The organism is Serratia sp. GW822-FHT06D09 (genome assembly GCF_058799515.1).
Map to the genome: position 1 here is coordinate 10,837 of NZ_JBXALO010000003.1, position 18,694 is coordinate 29,530.

The window sequence follows — 18,694 nt, forward strand, 5'->3', positions numbered from 1 at the left end:
GCGCGGCACCCGCCGCGCCCCGATATTTACTGCCCCAATGTCACTTCCACCTGATGGATTTTGCCATCGTCTACCAGTGTTATCACGGCTTCCGACTGTTTTTCACCGTCGACGCTGACCTGCGCCGCGCCTTGCCCCTGACGAACAACCAACCGATATTCGCTGCTACCCTCCCGGTAGTTAAGCGTCACCTGTGGCCAGTCCGCCGGCAGGCGGGTATTGACGCTCAGCCGATCGCCATGGCGTTTCAGACCCAGCAGTGACTCGAGGATCAGCCGATACATCCAACCGGCAGAGCCGGTATACCAGCTCCAGCCGCCGCGACCGACGTGCGGCGCCACCGCGTAAATATCGGCGGTAACCACATACGGCTCGACCTTGTAGCGTTCCGCCGCGGTACTGTCCAGGCTGTGATTGATCGGGTTGATCAGCGCCATCAGTTCCCAGGCGCGCTCGATATTGCCCATTTCGGCGAAGGCCATCACCGCCCACACCGCGCCATGGGTATATTGTCCGCCGTTTTCCCGCACGCCAGGCAGATAGCCGCGGATATAGCCCGGATTCGGGCCGTTGCCGTCAAAAGGCGGCGTCAGCAGTTTGATCAGGCCGGCCTGGTTGTCGACCAGGTGTTTATCCAGCGACTGCATGGCTTGCAGGCTGCGCGGCGCATCACCGGCACCGGACAGCACTGACCAACTTTGGGCAATGGCGTCGATACGGCACTCCGCCGACTGATGAGAGCCCAGCGGTTCCCCGCTGTCGAAATAGCCCCGACGGTACCATTCGCCGTCCCAGGCATGGTCACGCAGATTATTGCGCAGCGTCTCGGCCTGTTGGCGGCACAGCGTCGCCAGTTCGTCGTCATGACGCGTGGTTGCCAACTTGCCGTAACGCTGCAGGATATGGAACAGGAAGAAGCCAAGCCAGACGCTCTCGCCACGCCCCTCCAGGCCCACCATATTCATGCCGTCGTTCCAGTCACCGGCTCCCATCAGCGGCAGACCGTGTTCGCCGAAGTTCAATCCGTGTTTTAACGCCCGGACGCCATGCTGATACAAGGTTTCTTGCGTTACGCTCTGCGCCGGTTGTTCATAGGAAGACTCCTCGCCGGGTGCCAGTTTGCGCGCCTCCAGATAGCCCACCTGTTCATCCAGGATGCTCCGATCGTCGGTGGCGTCCAGATAGTGGCAAATGGCCAGCGGCAACCACAAATAGTCATCCGAACAGCGGGTGCGCACGCCGTTGCCCTGCGGCGGATGCCACCAGTGTTGCACGTCGCCTTCGACGAACTGGCGCGAAGCGCACAGCAGGATCTGTTCCCGCAGCCGTTCCGGGGCGGCGTGAGTCAGTGCCAAAGTATCCTGCAGTTGATCGCGGAAGCCAAAGGCACCGCCGGATTGGTAGTAACCGCTGCGCGCCTGAATACGGCAGGCAAGGGTCTGGTACAGCAGCCAGCCATTGGCCAGTAAATCGACGGCCGGTTGCGGCGTCCCTATCTGCACTTTGTTGAGAATACCGTCCCAGTGCGCAGACACCTGTTGCAACTCATCCTGCAGGTTGTCCTCCTGGAGGTATTTGTGCAGCAGCGCTTCGGCTTCTTCGGCGTTTTGCCCCAACCCGAGGGCGAACACAAAGCTGCGTTGATCGCCGTCGATCAGGCTGATGGCCGACTGCACCGCGCCGCACGGATCCATACCGGCGCCGACTTTGTCAGACAGGCGCCGCAGTTTTAGCACCGCCGGATTGGTCAGCGAACCATTACGACCGATAAATTCACGCCGGTCGCCAGTGAGCGAACAATGCGCCCCCGAGACGCCGAAGAACGCGGTGCGATCCGATCCGTTGCCCCCATAGTGGTTGGTCGCCAGGATACCGCAGCCGTTTTCAGACGAAGCCGCCTGGGTGACGATATGCATGGCCGACTTTTGCCGCAGATCGCCGAGGATAAACTCCACATAACCGGTAGCCGAGAGCTTGCGGGTGCGTCCTGAGGTGTTGGTCAGCGTCAGCAGGAACAGTTTTACCGGGGCATCTTTGGCCACCAGCAGGGTGAACTGGCTGTCGATGCCGCTTTCGCGGTGATCGAAAACGCTGTAGCCGAAACCGTGACGGGTCAGGTAATGGCCCCGGCCCCGGGCGGGCAGCGGGGTTGGCGACCAGAAATGGCCGTTCTCTTCGTCGCGCAGGTAGAAAGCTTCGCCGCTGCGGTCACAGATGGGATCGTTGTCCCAAGGCGTGAGACGGTATTCGTGGGCGTTTTCGTACCAGGTGTAGGCTTGGCCGCTTTCCGAAACCACCGAGCCGAACATCGGGTTGGCCATCACGTTCGACCAGGGCGCCGGGGTGATCTTGCTTTCGTTCATCGCAATCACATATTCGCGGCCATTCTCCGAGAAGCCGCCGAGGCCGTTATAGAACTGCAGCGCGGCAATGTCGGGCAACTGCGGCGAATGCAGGTTGCGCGGCAAATTATCCACCGTCGCCAGTTTCGACGAGGCGGTCACCGGCGACAGCGGTTGCTGCAGGATCTGTGGCAACTGCAGGCGCTGGTTGAGCTGCTCGGTTAAACCGCCGCGTCGATCGTCGAGATAAATACGCGCGACGCTGAGCAGCAGACGATGATCTTCCGGTGACATATGTTCGCTGGTGCGTACGAAGATGCCGCCCGGCTTATCGGTTTGGGTCGACTCCATGCCGGCGGCGATCAGGCCCATGATCTGGTTTTGCAGATCCTGACGGTAGCCGCCGATGTCTTCGTTGAGGATCACCAGATCCACCTGCAACCCTTTCAGACGCCAGTAGTTGTGCGCCTGGATCAGTTGCCGAACCAGCTCGATGTTTTCGCCGTCGGTCACGGTCAGCAGCACAATCGGCAGATCGCCGGAGATTGAATATCCCCACAGCCCAGACTGGCCACGGCGGTTGTTAATGATTTCGCTGCTGGCGGCGCGCATTTCCTGCGCCGGGAAGACCACCGCGCTGGCCAGACGATTGAACAGGTTGGCGTCATCCTCATTGGCGTTCAGTTGACGCAGTACCACCTGGCTGTGCGACCAGGCCAGTTCAAACACCCGGTCTGCCAAATGGCGATCGCGGTATTTTTCCAGCATCGCCAGGCTGCTGGCGCGGTCTTCACTGACGCCATAGAAGATATCCAGTGTGAGCGGTACATTTGGTTCCAGCACCACGCGCTGACGGATAGCGATGATCGGATCAATGACCGGTCCGGCGCTGTTGCTTAACGGGGTATTTTGATACAGCGCCTGCGGATTGGCTGGGGTGCGGCCGCGGCCGATAAATTTGGCGCGGTCGGTTTCGAACGATGTCTGGCTGGTGCGGCCTTGCACCGTCATCATGTGCAGTAACCACGGGCATTTTTCTTTCGGTTCGCGCGGGCGGCGGTGGCACAAAATGGCGTCTTGATCCGGCAACAGTTCGGTTTGTACGAACAGGTTGCTGAACGCCGGGTGGGCCAGATCATTGCCGGCCGGTGCCAGCACCACTTCTGCATAGCTGGTGATTTCGATGGTGCGCGGTTGCTTGCTGCGGTTGACCAACGTTACGCGGCGCAGCTCAATATCATCTTCCGGCGATACCACCACCTGCGTTTTCACCGACAGCGACCCTTGCTGACGCTGGAACTCGGCCCCGGCGTCGTTGAACACGGCACTGTACCCCTTGGCGGCACCACCGATCGGCTGCCAGGTATTGCTCCAGACCTCACCGGTTTGCGGGTCGCGCAGGTAACAGAAAGCGCCCCAGTTATCGCAGGTGGCGTCTTCGCGCCAGCGGGTCAAGGCCAGATTCTGCCAGCGGCTGTAGCTGCCGCCGGCCTGGGTGAGCATCAGGTGATAGTTGGCGTTGGACAGCAACTGCACTTCGGGGATCGGGGAGTCCACACGGTTGAACTCGCGTGCGGCGAAGCTGGCCGGGGTGATAGTCCCCTCGTGGGTTTCGAAATGGCGACGGGTGCTGTACAGCTCGACCGCATCCGGCACCCGTTCCTGCAGCAACAGCCGCGCTGACTGGAACGCCGGATACTCAGCGAAGCGCGCTACCATAGGCGCATCCAGCAACAGATGCGACAGGGCAAGGAAGCTCATGCCCTGGTGGTGCGCCATATAGGAACGGATGATGACATACAGTTGCCCCCGGCTTAGGCGAGCGGTGGTGTAATCCAGCGCTTCGTAGAAACCGTAGCGGCCTTTGGCCCCATTTTTCTCCAACGTAACCAGGTTATTGCAAGCGGCGTCCGGATCGACAATCAGCGCCATCACCGTGGCATAAGGCGCCACCACCATATCGTCACCCAGCCCGCGTCTCAGGCCCAGACCCGGAACGCCAAAGGCGTGATACTGATAGTTTTGGTCGGCGTCGAAACCGAAATAGCCGGATTCGGAAATGCCCCAGGGAACGCCGCGCTCCTTACCCCAGGCAATCTGCCGCTCCACCGCCGCATGGCACATCTGCACCAGCAGTGAATCAGGGTAGGCAGGCATCACCAACTGTGGCATCAGGTACTCAAACATCGACCCACTCCACGACATCAGCGCGGGTTCGTGGTCGATCACGGTGAACAGGCGGCCAAGTGCAAACCAGCTGCGCTGCGGCACCTGATTGGTGGCGATGGCGACGTAGTTGGTTAAACGAATCTCGGAGGCCAGCAGGTCGTATTTACTGCTGTCCATCTTGTTTTGATCGCAGTTAAAGCCAACGGTCAGCAAATGGGTTGATTCGTCATACAGGAAGTTGAAATCCATTTGCGCCATTTTTTCCAACCGCTGCTGCAGGCTTTGCAACTGCGTCAGACGTTCCTGCGCCAGCGCACCCGCCGCGCTCAGCTGATTTTGCTGTTCCGGTGACAGCGTCAACTGGCCAGGCGGGTTAGCCAGCCAGTGCAGGCTGGGCACCTGCTCCAGTTCGGGCATGCCGTCACTCAGCCAGCCGAACCACTGCGCCCATTCGGCACACAGTTCGTTAAGCTGCTGGTGCAAGGCTCCGGCCCAGCGTTTGGTTTCCTCATCATGATTTAGCGCCGGTTCCTGCAGCCCGTTGCTGTAGTTGCGCATGGCATTCAGTTCCGCCAGCAGGGCTGCCGGATGGCTGTGGTGGGCCTGCTCCCAATGGTTGCGCAGCTTCGACAGGTTTTTCGGTGCGGCGTCGCCCCAGTGCTGTTCCAGCAGTTGCAGGCTGTCACCAAGACCGGTCAGCACCCGCAGCGGATCTATGGCCGGCTGGTGGGCCAGTGCCGGCAAGCCGGCGCTGAGTGTCAGCAGGTGACCGGCCAGGTTACCGCTGTCGACGCTGGAGATATAACGCGGGTTCAGCGGCTCCAGGGTGCGGGTGTCGTACCAGTTGTACAAATGGCCACGATAGTGTTCCAGCCGATCCAGAGTGTTGAGCGTCAGTTCGATGCGCCGCAGCGCGTCGCTGAGCGTCAGATAGCCGAAGTCATAGGCGGTGAGGTTGGCCAATAACGACAGCCCGATATTGGTCGGTGAGGTACGGTGCGCCACCACCGGCTCCGGTATTTCCTGGTAGTTATCCGGCGGCAGCCAGTTTTCCTGCTGGTTGACGAAGGTATTGAAGAAGTCCCAGGTTTGGCGGCTGGTTTGGCGCAGAAAGCGCCGTTGTTCATTGTTGATGGCGGTTTTGCTGCGCTGTGGCTCCTGGCTGAGGTAGTACAGCAGGAACGGTGACAGGATCCACAGAGTGGCGAACGGCAATGTGATAATCAGCGCCATTGGATTATGCAGAAAACTGAACAACAGCAGCGCGGCACCGGCGACCGGGTTGATCCACATCGCGCGATAGAAGTTTTCCAGCGTGACCTGCTGGCGAGCCTTGGATTGATCGTAGCTGGTCCACTCTTGCAGATTTCGCTTGCTAATCAACAGCCGCCACAGTGTCACGGCAATCGCTTTCAGGCTGTACAGCGCTTCATGCGGCAAGGTCGCCAGCCGCAGTCCGATTTGTGCCAGGCGATGCAGCGAACCGTTTAACGCCAACAGCAGATGTTGCAAGACGGGCCTGCGCGGCGGTTTACGCAGGATGTCCTGCACCAACGCCAACAGGGTCGGTAGCAGCAGGATAAGGGCGAACACCCCGAGCCAGTAACGTGTGTTTGGCAGCCAGACAAAACCGCAAAACAGTAACAGCAACAGGCTGGGGGCAGCCAGGCTGCGGCGCAGGTTATCGAACAACTTCCAGCGCGACAGGGTGCTCAGCGGATTGGCGGTGCGGGTACCGTCCTCGGTTTTCACCCGTGGCAGAAGCCAGTTGAGCAATTGCCAGTCGCCGCGGATCCAGCGCGTGCGGCGCGCGACGTCCACCAGGTAGTTGCTGGGATATTGCTCGTACAGCAGCACGTCGCTCAGCAGGCCGGAGCGGGCGTAACAGCCCTCCAGCAGATCGTGGCTCAGTACCAGGTTCGCCGGGCAGGTGCCTTTCAGGCTGTGGGAGAACACGTCCACGTCGTAAATGCCTTTGCCGATAAACGAGCCTTCGCCAAACAGATCCTGATAGATATCCGAGGCCATCAGCGTATAGGGGTCATTACCCGGCGTGCTGCTGCACAGGGCGGCATAACGGCCCTGGCCGTAGCTGGGGATTTCTTCGGCCATGCGTGGTTGCAGGATGGCATAACCTTCAACCACCCGTTGCTGGCGCGCATCGTATTGAGGTTGATTGAGCGGGTGCGCCATCGCGGCGATCAGCTGATGGGCGCTTTCGCGCGGCAGGACGGTATCGCTGTCGAGCGTAATGACATACTTGACGTTTTTCAGCACCTCCAGCCCATCGCCAATCTGCGTGCAGAAGGCGTTACCTCGGTTGCGCAGCCAGTCGTTCAGCGCATTCAGTTTGCCGCGTTTTCGTTCCAACCCCATCCATACTCCCTGTTTTTCATTCCATTCGCGGTCGCGGTGAAACAGGAAAAAGTGGCTGGGCCCTTCGCAGGGATAGCGTCCGTTCAATGCTTCCATCTGTCGGCAGGCGTAATCCAGCAAGGCTGCGTCGTCCGCATGCCGTTGTTGGGGCGCATCGTTGAAGTCGGTGAGCAGGGCAAAGTGCAAATGTTTCATCGCGTTGCCCAGATAACAAACCTCAAGCGCATTGATCAGTTTATCGACGCCGCTTTTGCTGTCGATTAACGTCGGGATCGCCACCAGGGTGCGGAATTCAGCGGGAATACCGCAGGAGAAATCCAACCGCGGCAAGGGTTGCGGCGTGCGGCTGCGGGTAGTGACCTCGCTGAGTAAATTGAGCACGAACTGACTGACCACGATAGCCATGGGGAAGAACAGCAGTACCAGTCCCCAACTGATGCCGGTGCTGTAAGCGTGACGCAGCAGTTCCGCGCAGATGGCGGTAGTGATCAGGCTCAGGCTGCCGAGCCAGGAAAGCAGCGGCGCCTGACTGAGCGCATGGCGCAATTGGGTAATGCGTCCGAGTTTTACCTCTAATTGCTGTTCCAGCTCGGGGCGACCATCGTCAACCAGGTAGTAACCGATGTGATTGCGGCGTGGATCGCTCGACGGGTCTTCAGCCGCTACGCGCGCCATATTAAGCACGTGTTGAGCGACCTGCACTTCATTGTGCGGACAGTGGCGCGCCAGCATTTCGATCACGTGGCGGTAGTTGTCGCGGGTTGTGAAATGCATCAAAGGGTAAACACCGGCGGGATCTTCACGCAGGGTCTGTTCGACCTGGCTCATGGTTTCGACAAATTCTGCCCAATCCATTTCGCTTAGCTGGCGCAGGCCGGAGATGCTATTGCTGACCGACAGCTGGCTGACGGCCAGTTGCTGGTTAAAGCGGTGGATCAATTCATCTGAGGTCAGGCTGACTTCCGCCAGACGCTGCTCTACCCAGGTGAGTGGTAGCGCCAGCATGGTACCGTGCCCCTGCAGACGGCGCACCAGCTCGGCAACAAAGGCGCTGGTGCGTGGGGGATTGGATCGCGCCATATCGGCGATCACCACGATCAGGTTGGCGGGATCGTTTTCCGCCGACTCCAGCATTTTCGTCACCCAGCTGTCGGCCAGATTGCGTTCCTGTTGGGCCTGCGCGACTTCCACGCTGACGCGGCGCAGGTTTTCGATCAACGCCAGGCGCAGCATGCCGGGCAGCGCCCAGAGTTCGCCGAGCGTCAGATTGACTTCTTTTTGATAGGCGGCGATATACCGCGTGAGGCTTTCGGCGTCCCAGTGGCCGTCACCGTGCGCGATGGCTTCGGCAGCCACGTCATAGATCCGCGGACAGTTATGTGGCGGCGCCAGCTGCGGCAGACCGCGACCGAAGGTTTTCGGCAAGTGGTGGCGCACAACGCGGATTTGTTCTTCAATCAGATAGTAATTGTCCAGCAGCCATTCGCCGGCGGGAGTCATGCTGGCTTTCTTGCCGTTGCTGAGCTGGTGGCAGCTTTCCGCCAAAATGCGTTCGTTGTCGTCCAAACGCTTCAGCAGGTAGTAGGGCGTTTTGCGCGTTGCCAGCTTATGGGAACGCGCCAGGCGTTGCCCGTAACGCTCCATTTGATCGACAGAAAACAGTTCTGCCTTAATGGCACCGCCGCTGTTGTCAGGAGCGTCTTTTTGACGCCGCAGCGGCAATGATTTAATTTTCGAATTTTTACGTTGTTTTTTTAACCAATTGATTAGTATTTCTTTCACACAAAAGCTCCTTACATCTGACCCAAAGGACAGCCGGTGAAACCGCTGGGAGAGCGTGAACATCCTGTTTTTAGCACCAGTAAGATCTGGCGTGGGTTCACAGCAGGCAGGAACATGCTTTCTCAGTATAGTCGTACAATGCATTCTTGGCCGCTTTTTGAGCTGATTGTTTAATTTTAATAAACAATTTGCAGGCCCTGCCGTTGGCGTTATGACGCTATTTTTCCGCCGTTGATCCTTGATTTACCGTATAATTCCCTACATTAAGTTTGGTTATTGAGGTGGCCGTGGAACAACTTTCGGCATTGCTGCGGCTATTACGCCGGCAGTTTGAACAACATTTTCCCGTGGCGGGCGGCTTCCGCCAGCTTGCACTTCCCGTTCCCGCGCCGCTGACCAACCCCTTGCTGGCATGGTTAGCGGCACAGCCGACATTCCCTCAGTTTTACTGGCATCATCGCGACGGGCATGAAGAGGCCGCGGCCTGCGGTGCACTGCGCCTGTTTACCCAACCGGAACAAGCACAGGCATTTCTCAAGGCGCATGAAGGTGCGCGGGTGTGGGGGCTGAACGCCTTCGATGGCACGGCGCATTTATTTTTGCCACGCCTGGAAATTTTGACCCGCGAGGGCGAAACACAATTAATGCTGAATCTGTTTTCTGAAAGTTCGCTACGCGACGATGCGCTCGTCGCCGAGTGCTGGCTGGAAAATAGCGTGGCTGCACGGCCTATGACGCCATTAAAGGCGAAAGTGAGAAAGGTGCAGCATCAACCGGAACGTGCCGGGTGGGAAACCATGTTGCACGAAGCGCTGAAGGCGATAGATCGGCAACAGATGGAGAAGGTGGTGTTGGCGCGCAGTACGCTACTGACGCTGGATGGCCCGCTGTTTGCGCCGGCGATGATGGAAGCCAGCCGCAGAGTGAACCACCGATGTTACCACTATATGCTGCGATTTGATGCAGATTCCGCCTTTCTCGGTTCCAGCCCGGAAAGGCTGTATCTACGCAAGGGGCGTCAACTGCTGACGGAAGCTCTGGCGGGCACCGTGGCTAATCACCCCGAACACCAACAGGCTCAGGCCCTGGCGCAATGGTTGCTGCAGGATGGCAAGAACCGGCGTGAAAATCTGCTGGTGGTGGACGACATCTGCCAGCGCCTGCAAGGGGGAGCTAATGCCGTGGATGTGTTGCCGCCGGAAGTGGTGCGTTTGCGTAAGGTGCAGCACCTGCGGCGCCGTATTGAAGGCCAGCTGAAACGTGAGGACGATGCCGATTGTTTGCATCGGTTACAGCCTACGGCGGCGGTCGCCGGCTTGCCGCGTCAGGCAGCACGCGAATTTATCCTGCAGCATGAACCCTTCTCCCGCGGCTGGTATGCCGGTTCTGCCGGCTATTTGTCCGCGTCCCGCAGCGAGTTTTGCGTATCGCTACGCTGCGCGCAGTTAGACGGCGACCGATTACGGCTGTACGCCGGGGCCGGTATCGTGAGCGGTTCCGACGCCGCCGAAGAGTGGCTGGAGATCGAAAACAAGGCTGCCGGGTTACTGACGTTGTTACAGCCAGACGCTTTGCCCTGAATTTCCCTGCTTGGGTTACGGATTTATTGAGAGAACGGCGCGGTGAGTGTAAACTGCGTGTGATTTTTATGTTTATTTTTTGTTCTAAATCAATTAATTGTCTACCATAAAGTCACCGGGATGTACGGCGTTTTTGCGCTGGCGCAAAAGTCGTAAAGATAACTACTCATATAATGCAGAACATCATTTTGGCATGCCGCCGATCGGCGGGTGCCAGAGGCAGATTCTGTTAACCGACTTGTGAGCGAACTATGTCGACAAGTGTTTTTAATCGCCGGTGGGCGGCGTTGCTGTTGGAAGCGCTGGCTCGCCATGGAGTGCGGCATGTTTGTATCGCTCCGGGATCGCGCTCTACGCCTTTGACGCTGGCTGCGGCGGCCAACAAGTCTTTTATCTGCCATACCCATTTTGACGAGCGCGGGCTGGGCCATTTGGCGCTTGGCCTGGCGAAGGCGTCGCGGGAGCCGGTGGCGGTCATCGTCACTTCCGGCACCGCGGCCGCCAACCTGTACCCTTCCTTGATCGAAGCCGGGCTGACCGGCGAACGGCTGGTGTTTCTCACGGCCGATCGTCCACCTGAGCTGATCAACTGCGGTGCCAATCAGGCCATCCGCCAAAACGGCCTGTATGCCAGCCATCCATCTTTGAGTCTCGATCTGCCGCGCCCGACGCCGGATATTTCCGCCAGTTGGCTGGTTTCCACCCTCGACAGCGCCATGGCACGTTTGCATCACGGCGCGCTGCATATTAACTGCCCCTTTGCCGAACCGCTGTACGGCGGCGATGAGCAGCAGTACGACGATTGGTCCGCGACGCTTGGCGACTGGTGGCAAGGCAGCCAGCCCTGGCTGCGTGAAATGGATCCACACGTGGTGCTCAAACAGCCAGACTGGTTCTTCTGGCGGCAAAAACGGGGTGTGGTAGTGGCGGGCCGCATGAGTGCGGAGGAGGGCGAGCTGGTGGCGCAATGGGCCGCCATGCTCGGCTGGCCATTGATAGGCGACGTCTTGTCTCAGACCGGGCAACCGCTGCCCTGTGCCGATTTATGGTTGGCTCAGCCGCAGGCGCAAAAACGGCTGGCGGATGCGCAACTGGTGGTGCAGTTCGGCAGCAGCCTGACCGGTAAACGCCTGCTGCAGTGGCAGGAGCAGTGCCAGCCGCAGGAATATTGGTTGATCGACGATTTACCGGGGCGACTCGACCCGGCGCACCACCGGGGGCGGCGCATTCGTTCCAGCGTGGCGCAGTGGCTTGAGTTGCATCCGGCCCAGCCTCGCACCCCTTGGGCGGATGAACTGACGCAGCTGGCGGATAACGCGCTGGACGCAGTCTCGGGCCACCTGGTCAACCGCTTTGGCGAGGCGCAGTTGGCGCACCGCCTGCCGGAGCTGCTACCGGAAAACGGCCAGCTGTTTCTGGGCAACAGCCTGATCGTACGCTTGATTGATGCCTTGACCCGCTTCCCGGCGGGTTATCCGGTGTTCAGCAATCGCGGTGCCAGCGGCATCGACGGCCTGATCTCTACCGCCGCAGGCGTGCAGCGGGCCACCGCCAAACCAACGCTGGCGGTGGTGGGAGATCTTTCCGCCCTGTATGACCTGAACGCGCTGGCGCTGCTGCGTCAATGCTCTGCGCCAACGGTGCTGATCGTGGTCAATAATAATGGCGGCCAGATTTTTTCATTGCTGCCAACGCCGGAAGAAGACCGGCAGCGCTTCTACTGCATGCCGCAGGACGTGGAGTTCAGCCATGCCGCAGCGATGTTCCAACTCGCTTACGCCCGCCCGGAAAACTGGGGACAGTTGCTGCAGGCGGTGGAACAGGGGTGGCGCCACAGCGGTGCCACGCTGATTGAGCTGCAGGTGCCGCCGAGCGATGGTGCACAGACGTTGCAGCATCTGGTGCAACAGATGGCGGAGCAATAATGCTGGCGACAAAAGTCTTGCAACAGGGCGAAGCCGATCGGCCCTGGTTAATCTGGCTGCATGGCCTGTTGGGCAACAACAATGAATGGCGGGTGATCGCTTCCCGCTGCCCGGAGTGGCCGTCGCTGGCGATCGACCTGCCGGGCCACGGCGATTCCGTTGCGGTGACCTGCAGCAGCTTTGACGATATCAGCGCGCAAATCAGCAGCACCTTGCAGATGCACGGCATCGAACGCTATTGGCTGGTGGGCTATTCATTGGGGGGGCGCATAGCCATGTACCACGCCTGCTGCGGCGACACTACCGGCCTGCAAGGGGTAATTATTGAAGGCGGAAATCCCGGACTGGCCGATCCGGCCCTGCGTGCTCAACGTCTGACGCACGATGCGGCCTGGGCGGAACGTTTCCGCCACGAACCCATTGAACAGGTGCTGGCGGACTGGTACCAGCAGCCGGTCTTCGCCAATCTCAGCGCGGTGCACCGCGATGCGCTGATCGGTGCCCGCAAGGACAATTCCGGCGCGGCAGTGGCGGACATGCTGGAAGCCACTTCGCTGGGCAAGCAGCCCTGTCTGGTGCCGCAATTGCAACAGCTGGCGATACCGCTGGTGGTGTTGTGCGGTGCCGACGATCACAAATTTCAGCAGTTGGCGCGTGACGCCGGGTTGCCGTTACGCATCGTGCCGCAGGCCGGGCATAACTCGCACCTGGCCAACCCGCAGGATTTCGTCGCCGAACTGCGCACTTTTCTCGTTAACCCTGGTTAAAGGAACAGAACATGCTCTATCCGAATGAAGAACAGCTGTACGCCGCCATCGAGTGGCAGGATTGCTCAGGCGATTTCGAAGATATCCTCTACCACAAGTCCAGCGACGGCATCGCTAAAATCACCATTAACCGTCCGCAGGTGCGTAATGCCTTCCGGCCGCACACGGTGAAAGAGATGATCGAAGCGCTGTCCAATGCCCGCTACGACGACGGCATCGGCACCATTATTCTCACCGGCGCCGGCGACAAAGCCTTCTGCTCCGGCGGCGATCAGAAAGTGCGCGGCGACTACGGCGGTTATCAGGATGAAAGCGGCGTACACCATCTGAACGTGCTCGACTTCCAGCGGCAGATCCGCACCTGCCCGAAACCCGTGGTGGCGATGGTTGCCGGTTATTCGATCGGCGGCGGTCACGTATTGCATATGATGTGCGACCTGACCATCGCGGCGGATAACGCCATCTTCGGCCAGACCGGGCCGAAAGTGGGGTCGTTCGACGGCGGTTGGGGCGCTTCTTACATGGCACGAATCGTCGGCCAGAAGAAAGCGCGCGAGATCTGGTTCCTGTGCCGTCAGTATGATGCTGCCGCCGCGCTGGACATGGGCCTGGTCAACACCGTGGTGCCCTTGGCGAGCCTGGAAAAAGAAACCGTACGCTGGTGTCGTGAAATGCTGCAAAACAGCCCGATGGCGCTGCGCTGCCTGAAAGCGGCCCTGAATGCCGACTGCGACGGTCAGGCCGGTCTGCAGGAGCTGGCGGGTAACGCCACCATGCTGTTCTACATGACTGACGAAGGTCAGGAAGGGCGCAACGCGTTCAACGAAAAACGCCAGCCGGACTTCAGCAAATTCAAGCGTAATCCGTAATGAATGCTCCGATCCGTAACGCCGCCGTTTACCGTTACAGCCTGCCGATGGAGGCTGGCGTGGTGCTGCGCAACCAGCGGCTGAAAACCCGCGATGGTTTGCTGGTCCATCTGCAGCAGGGCGGGCAGGAAGGTTGGGGTGAGATAGCGCCGCTGCTAGAGTTCAGCCAGGAAACGCTGGCGCAGGCCGAGCAGGCTGCGCTACGCTGGGTACAGGACTGGCAAGGCGGGACCTTGCCGTCAGACAGCCCGTTGCCTTCGGTAGCGTTCGGCACCAGCTGCGCGTTGGCGGAATTGGAACAGCGGTTGCCGCTGCAGGCAGATTACCGCAAAGCGCCGCTGTGTACCGGCGATCCTGACGAGCTGTTCGCGGTATTGACCGCGCTGCCGGGAGAGAAAGTTGCCAAGGTGAAGGTTGGGCTATATGAGGCGGTGCGCGACGGCATGATAGTCAACGTCTTGCTGGAAGCCCTGCCCGATTTGCGTCTGCGGCTGGACGCCAACCGCAGTTGGACTCGTGCCAAGGCGGACGGGTTCGCTAAATACGTGGCACCGGCGCTGCGTGAACGCATTGCTTTCCTTGAAGAGCCTTGCAAAACCCGTGATGAATCGCGGGATTTCGCGCTGGCGACCGGCATTGCTATCGCCTGGGACGAAAGCGTGCGCGAGGCAGATTTTGTGGTGCAGGCCGAACCGGGCGTGGCGGCGATCGTCATTAAACCAACCTTGACCGGCAGTCTGGTTCGTTGCCGTACCCTGGTGGAGCAGGCCCATGCGGCGGGGTTAACGGCGGTGATCAGTTCCAGCATCGAATCGAGCCTGGGGTTGACGCAACTGGCACGCATCGCGCACTGGCTGACGCCGAATACCGTACCTGGACTGGACACGCTGGATCTGATGCAGGCGCAGCTGCTACGCCCTTGGCCGGACAGCGAACTGCCGCTATTGGATACATCAGCGCTGGAGTGTTTATGGCGCAGCTAAAAGACTGGCCGTGGCGGCAGTGGGCGCAGCGACGGCCACAGGCGACGGCGGTGACGGTGGGGCACCAGCCGGTGAGTTGGCTGGTGTTGCGCCGTCAGGTGGATAGGCTGGCGGCAGATTTTCAGCATCAGGGCGTCGAGCCCGGCTGTGGCGTGGCGTTATGCGGCAAGAACAGCTACCCGTTGCTGTTGGCTTATTTGGCGCTGTTGCAGTGCGGTGCGCGGCTGCTGCCGTTGAATCCGGCGCTGCCCGCGGCCCAGTTGGCGACGTTGCTGCCTGATCTGGATATTGATTTTGCTTTCAGTCCGGACCTGTTACCGACCTTACCGGCAACGATCATCCCTTTAACCCCTCCCTCTACTGAAGCTCGCTGGCTGAATCCACCGCGTTGGGATGCGCAACGGCTGGCGACGCTGACCTTGACCTCGGGCTCCAGTGGCAGACCAAAGGCCGCTGCGCACAGCTATGCCGCGCATCTGGCCAGCGCCGAAGGGGTACTGCGGCTGATGGACTTCCAACCTCAGGACCGCTGGCTACTGTCTTTACCGCTGTTTCACGTTTCCGGCCAGGGCATTGTCTGGCGCTGGCTGGCGGCGGGGGCTGGGCTGGTGGTGCGTGATATGCATCCTCTGGCTGACGCATTGGCAGGGTGTACCCATGCCTCGCTGGTGCCGACACAGCTTTGGCGTTTGCTGGCGCAGCCGCTGGCGGCGCTGACGTTGAAGAAAGTGCTGCTCGGGGGCGCGATGATCCCGCCAGAGCTGACCGCGCAGGCGGAGGCGGCAGGCATTCGCTGTTGGTGCGGCTACGGCCTGACCGAACTGGCTTCCACGGTGTGTGCCAAGCGCGCTGACGGGCTGCCAGGCGTTGGGCTGCCATTGGCCGATCGGGAAGTTAAGCTGGTGAATGAGGAAGTGTGGATCCGTGCGCTGAGTCTGGCGTTGGGATATTGGCAACGCGGTGCGTTGCTGCCGCTCGTCGATGATCAAGGCTGGTTTCATACTCGCGATCGCGGCGTCATGGAACAGGGTGAACTGCGGATCATTGGCCGGTTGGATAACCTGTTTTTCAGCGGTGGGGAAGGCATTCAGCCGGAGGATATCGAACGCGTGCTGGCGGCTCACTCGCAGATCTTGCAGGTGGTGGTGGTGCCGGTGGATGACGCCGAGTTTGGCCAACGACCGGTGGCAGTGATCGACAGTGAGGTACCGCTTTTGCTGGAAGATCTGCTGGCGTGGTCGCAGGATCGTCTGGTGAATTTCCAACGGCCGGTTGCTTTGTTGGCGATGCCCGCCGAGTTGAAAAGCGGGGGGATCAAGGTCTCCCGCCGTCAACTGCAGCAATGGGTGGCTGAACAGCTATCCCATCGATAAAAAAGGCCGCCCAAAGGTGGCCTCAGACTGCTGACAAACCTGCGAAACGGCTAAACCGGTAGGGGTCGAACATGTTCGACCCGATTTAACCCATTGATTATGCTATTGAGCGCAGCATGCAGCGCCCCTACCATTAAACAACAGAGCTCTTTGTCAACGGCTTCGGTGACTGCCGACGGTTATTTCAGGCCCAGCGCTTTGGCTACGCCAGCGCCGTAATCCGGATGCACTTGGGTGAACAAATCGACCTGACGGCGCTGGATCTGTTCCGGCACCTGCGACAGCTCACCGGCGATACGGGTGAACATACGCTGATGTTCTTCCGCGCTCAACAGGTTGAACAGCGCGCGCGGCTGGCTGAAGTAATCCCCGTCTTCACGGTGATTCCAGTGGTCGGCGGCTCCTTCAATGCTCAACGGTGGCTCTCTAAAGTCCGGTTGCTCCTGGAACAGGCCAAAGCTGTTTGGCTCGTAGGTGGCGCCGTTACCGCTGTTGCCGTCCACGCGCATCGCGCCGTCGCGGTGGTAGTTGTGGAACGGGCATTTTGCGCCGTTAACCGGGATTTGATGATGGTTAACGCCCAGACGGTAGCGGTGGGCATCCCCGTAAGAGAACAGGCGACCCTGCAGCATTTTATCCGGCGAGAAGCTGACCCCAGGCACTACGTTGGCTGGGTTCAACGCCACTTGTTCCACTTCCGCGAAGTAGTTTTCCGGGTTGCGGTGCAGCTCGAAGAAGCCAACGTCGATTAACGGGTAATCGCCGTGCGGCCATACCTTGGTCAGATCGAAGGGGTTGTAAGGTGTCTGCGAGGCTTCGTGTTCCGGCATGATCTGAATCTGCAGTTTCCAGCGCGGGTAATCACCCCGTTCGATGGCTTCATACAAATCGCGCTGTGAGCTTTCACGGTCTTTGGCAATGATCGCCTCGGCTTCGTCATCCATCAGGTTTTCAATGCCTTGTTCGCAGCGGAAGTGGAATTTAACCCAGAAGCGCTCGTTGTTGGCATTGATAAAGCTGAAGGTGTGGCTGCCGAAGCCGTGCATATGGCGGTAGGATTTCGGGATGCCGCGGTCGCTGAAGTCTATGGTCAATTGGTGCAGGCTTTCCGGCGACAGCGAGAAGAAATCCCATTTATAAGTTGGGTTGCGCAGATTGGTACGCGGATCGCGTTTGACCACGTGGTTAAGATCGGGGAATTTCAGCGGGTCGCGCAGGTAAAACACCGGGGTGTCGTTACCCACCAGGTCCCAATTACCCTCCTCGGTATAAAACTTCATCGCGAAACCGCGAATGTCGCGTTCGGCGTCGGCGGCCCCGCGCTCACCGGCTACGGTGGAGAAGCGGATAAACATGTCAGTTTGCTTGCCGATTTCAGAGAAGATTTTTGCGCGGGTGTACTGGGTAATATCGTGGGTGACGGTAAAAGTGCCGTAGGCGCCGGATCCTTTGGCGTGCATGCGGCGCTCGGGGATCACTTCACGGTCGAAGTGAGCCAGCTTTTCCAGGAACCAAACGTCCTGCAGCAGCATCGGGCCGCGTTTACCTGCGGTGATCACGTTATTATTATCGACAACCGGGGCTCCGGCTGCGGTGGTCAGTCCTTTCTTGCTCATCACTTGCTCCTTATCGTATTGCAATTGAGTGAAGACTTGGGCGACTCAAGCTTTCATCATAATCCGCCAGGGCGTTCTCACCCTGACCCTAATCAATGCCACTACTAGTTGTAGACCTATTGAACGCACTCGGCAAATAGGTCTGGGTTATCGTTGCTATTGCCACCCGGGAGGACGCTTTTCCTTGCAAAACTTTACATTCATTTGATTACAGAAGAATTTTTTCGCTTTTATCCCTTAAGAACTGGTTGTGGTTTGGTATAGACTCGTGACGGTATTATTACGGGTTAACTCATATCATTCTTAATGGATGAAGTAGCAAGAGGGATAGACGATGAAAAAGACTTTGGTCGCCTGCGCGGCAAGCATGCTGTTTATGACCGGTGCGGCGAACGCGCTCAGCCTGTCTGGCGAAGCCGGCAAGCATTACACCAACCTCGGCTTCGGTCAGGACACAGGCACCAGCGGTTTGGGTTTAACGGGTAACTGGGCCCGTAGCGATCATAACGGCAACGTTGGCAGCCTGGGGCTGAACTTCGGCCTGCCACTGGGACCGTTGACTGCGACGTTAGGGGGCAAGGCGCTGTATCTGAGCCCGAAGGACGGTAAGAGCGGTGGGGCTTTGGCACTGGGCGGCGGTCTTGACTGGGCAATCACGCGTTCTCTCAGCCTGCATGGCGAAGGCTATTTCGCTCCGGAATCACTGACCAGTGGCGTTAAGGCTTACAACGAAGCCAGCGGCGGCCTGCGTTGGACGGTTTTCCGCCCGCTTAGCGTAGATGTGGGTTACCGCTATATTCAGATGCAAGGGAAGGACGGGCGTCGTGACAACACCTTGGCCGATGGCCCTTATGTTGGCGTGGGTCTGAGCTTCTGATACAAACAGCGAAGGGGCCAATTGGCCCCTTCGTT

At 59.3% G+C, this 18,694-nt stretch carries 9 protein-coding genes; 7 read left to right on the plus strand and 2 right to left on the minus strand.

Annotated features, from left to right (window positions below):
• Window positions 1-26: 26 nt before the first annotated feature.
• Window positions 27-8,669, minus strand: coding sequence for a glycoside hydrolase family 94 protein (locus AC1RKG_RS07735; protein WP_493182588.1), 8,643 nt, complete (start codon window positions 8,667-8,669; stop codon window positions 27-29).
• Between the two features lie 287 nt (window positions 8,670-8,956).
• On the opposite strand from AC1RKG_RS07735, the gene menF reads away from it, so the two are divergent.
• The 6 genes from menF to menE all read left to right on the plus strand — a co-directional run bounded on the left by menF (window position 8,957) and on the right by menE (window position 16,166).
• Window positions 8,957-10,249, plus strand: a complete 1,293-nt coding sequence (menF, locus tag AC1RKG_RS07740; RefSeq protein WP_493182590.1) for an isochorismate synthase MenF — start codon at window positions 8,957-8,959, stop codon at window positions 10,247-10,249.
• A gap of 251 nt (window positions 10,250-10,500) precedes the next feature.
• Window positions 10,501-12,174 (plus strand): 2-succinyl-5-enolpyruvyl-6-hydroxy-3-cyclohexene-1-carboxylic-acid synthase, encoded by a 1,674-nt coding sequence (menD, locus tag AC1RKG_RS07745; protein ID WP_493182592.1) that lies wholly within the window; start codon window positions 10,501-10,503, stop codon window positions 12,172-12,174.
• On the plus strand, window positions 12,174-12,941 hold the full coding sequence (gene menH, locus AC1RKG_RS07750; RefSeq protein WP_128864607.1) for a 2-succinyl-6-hydroxy-2,4-cyclohexadiene-1-carboxylate synthase: 768 nt from the start codon (window positions 12,174-12,176) through the stop codon (window positions 12,939-12,941). Before menD ends, menH begins: the two co-directional genes overlap by 1 nt.
• A gap of 11 nt (window positions 12,942-12,952) precedes the next feature.
• Window positions 12,953-13,810 carry a 1,4-dihydroxy-2-naphthoyl-CoA synthase gene (gene menB, locus AC1RKG_RS07755; protein WP_020827822.1) on the plus strand — a complete coding sequence of 286 codons (858 nt, stop codon included), beginning with the start codon at window positions 12,953-12,955 and terminating at the stop codon, window positions 13,808-13,810.
• Between the two features lie 11 nt (window positions 13,811-13,821).
• Complete coding sequence (gene menC, locus AC1RKG_RS07760; protein WP_493183012.1) at window positions 13,822-14,793, plus strand: o-succinylbenzoate synthase; 972 nt, start codon at window positions 13,822-13,824, stop codon at window positions 14,791-14,793.
• On the plus strand, window positions 14,781-16,166 hold the full coding sequence (gene menE, locus AC1RKG_RS07765) for an o-succinylbenzoate--CoA ligase (RefSeq protein ID WP_493182594.1): 1,386 nt from the start codon (window positions 14,781-14,783) through the stop codon (window positions 16,164-16,166). Before menC ends, menE begins: the two co-directional genes overlap by 13 nt.
• 179 nt (window positions 16,167-16,345) lie before the next feature.
• Here menE and katA read toward each other — a convergent pair whose 3' ends face one another.
• Window positions 16,346-17,782 (minus strand): catalase KatA, encoded by a 1,437-nt coding sequence (gene katA / locus AC1RKG_RS07770; RefSeq protein ID WP_020827819.1) that lies wholly within the window; start codon window positions 17,780-17,782, stop codon window positions 16,346-16,348.
• A 334-nt stretch (window positions 17,783-18,116) separates the two neighbouring features.
• On the opposite strand from katA, the gene AC1RKG_RS07775 reads away from it, so the two are divergent.
• A complete protein-coding gene (locus AC1RKG_RS07775) occupies window positions 18,117-18,659 on the plus strand; it encodes a YfaZ family outer membrane protein (protein WP_020827818.1) in 543 nt (180 codons plus the stop codon).
• Window positions 18,660-18,694 lie beyond the last annotated feature (35 nt).

Excerpts from the sequence above, each read along its gene's own strand:
- menD (WP_493182592.1), top strand. The coding sequence starts at position 10,501 with ATGTCGACAAGTGTTTTTAATCGCCGGTGGGCGGCGTTGCTGTTGGAA.
- menH (WP_128864607.1), top strand. The coding sequence starts at position 12,174 with ATGCTGGCGACAAAAGTCTTGCAACAGGGCGAAGCCGATCGGCCCTGG.
- menB (WP_020827822.1), top strand. The coding sequence starts at position 12,953 with ATGCTCTATCCGAATGAAGAACAGCTGTACGCCGCCATCGAGTGGCAG.
- menE (WP_493182594.1), top strand. The coding sequence starts at position 14,781 with ATGGCGCAGCTAAAAGACTGGCCGTGGCGGCAGTGGGCGCAGCGACGG.
- katA (WP_020827819.1), bottom strand. The coding sequence starts at position 17,782 with ATGAGCAAGAAAGGACTGACCACCGCAGCCGGAGCCCCGGTTGTCGAT.
- AC1RKG_RS07775 (WP_020827818.1), top strand. The coding sequence starts at position 18,117 with ATGAAAAAGACTTTGGTCGCCTGCGCGGCAAGCATGCTGTTTATGACC.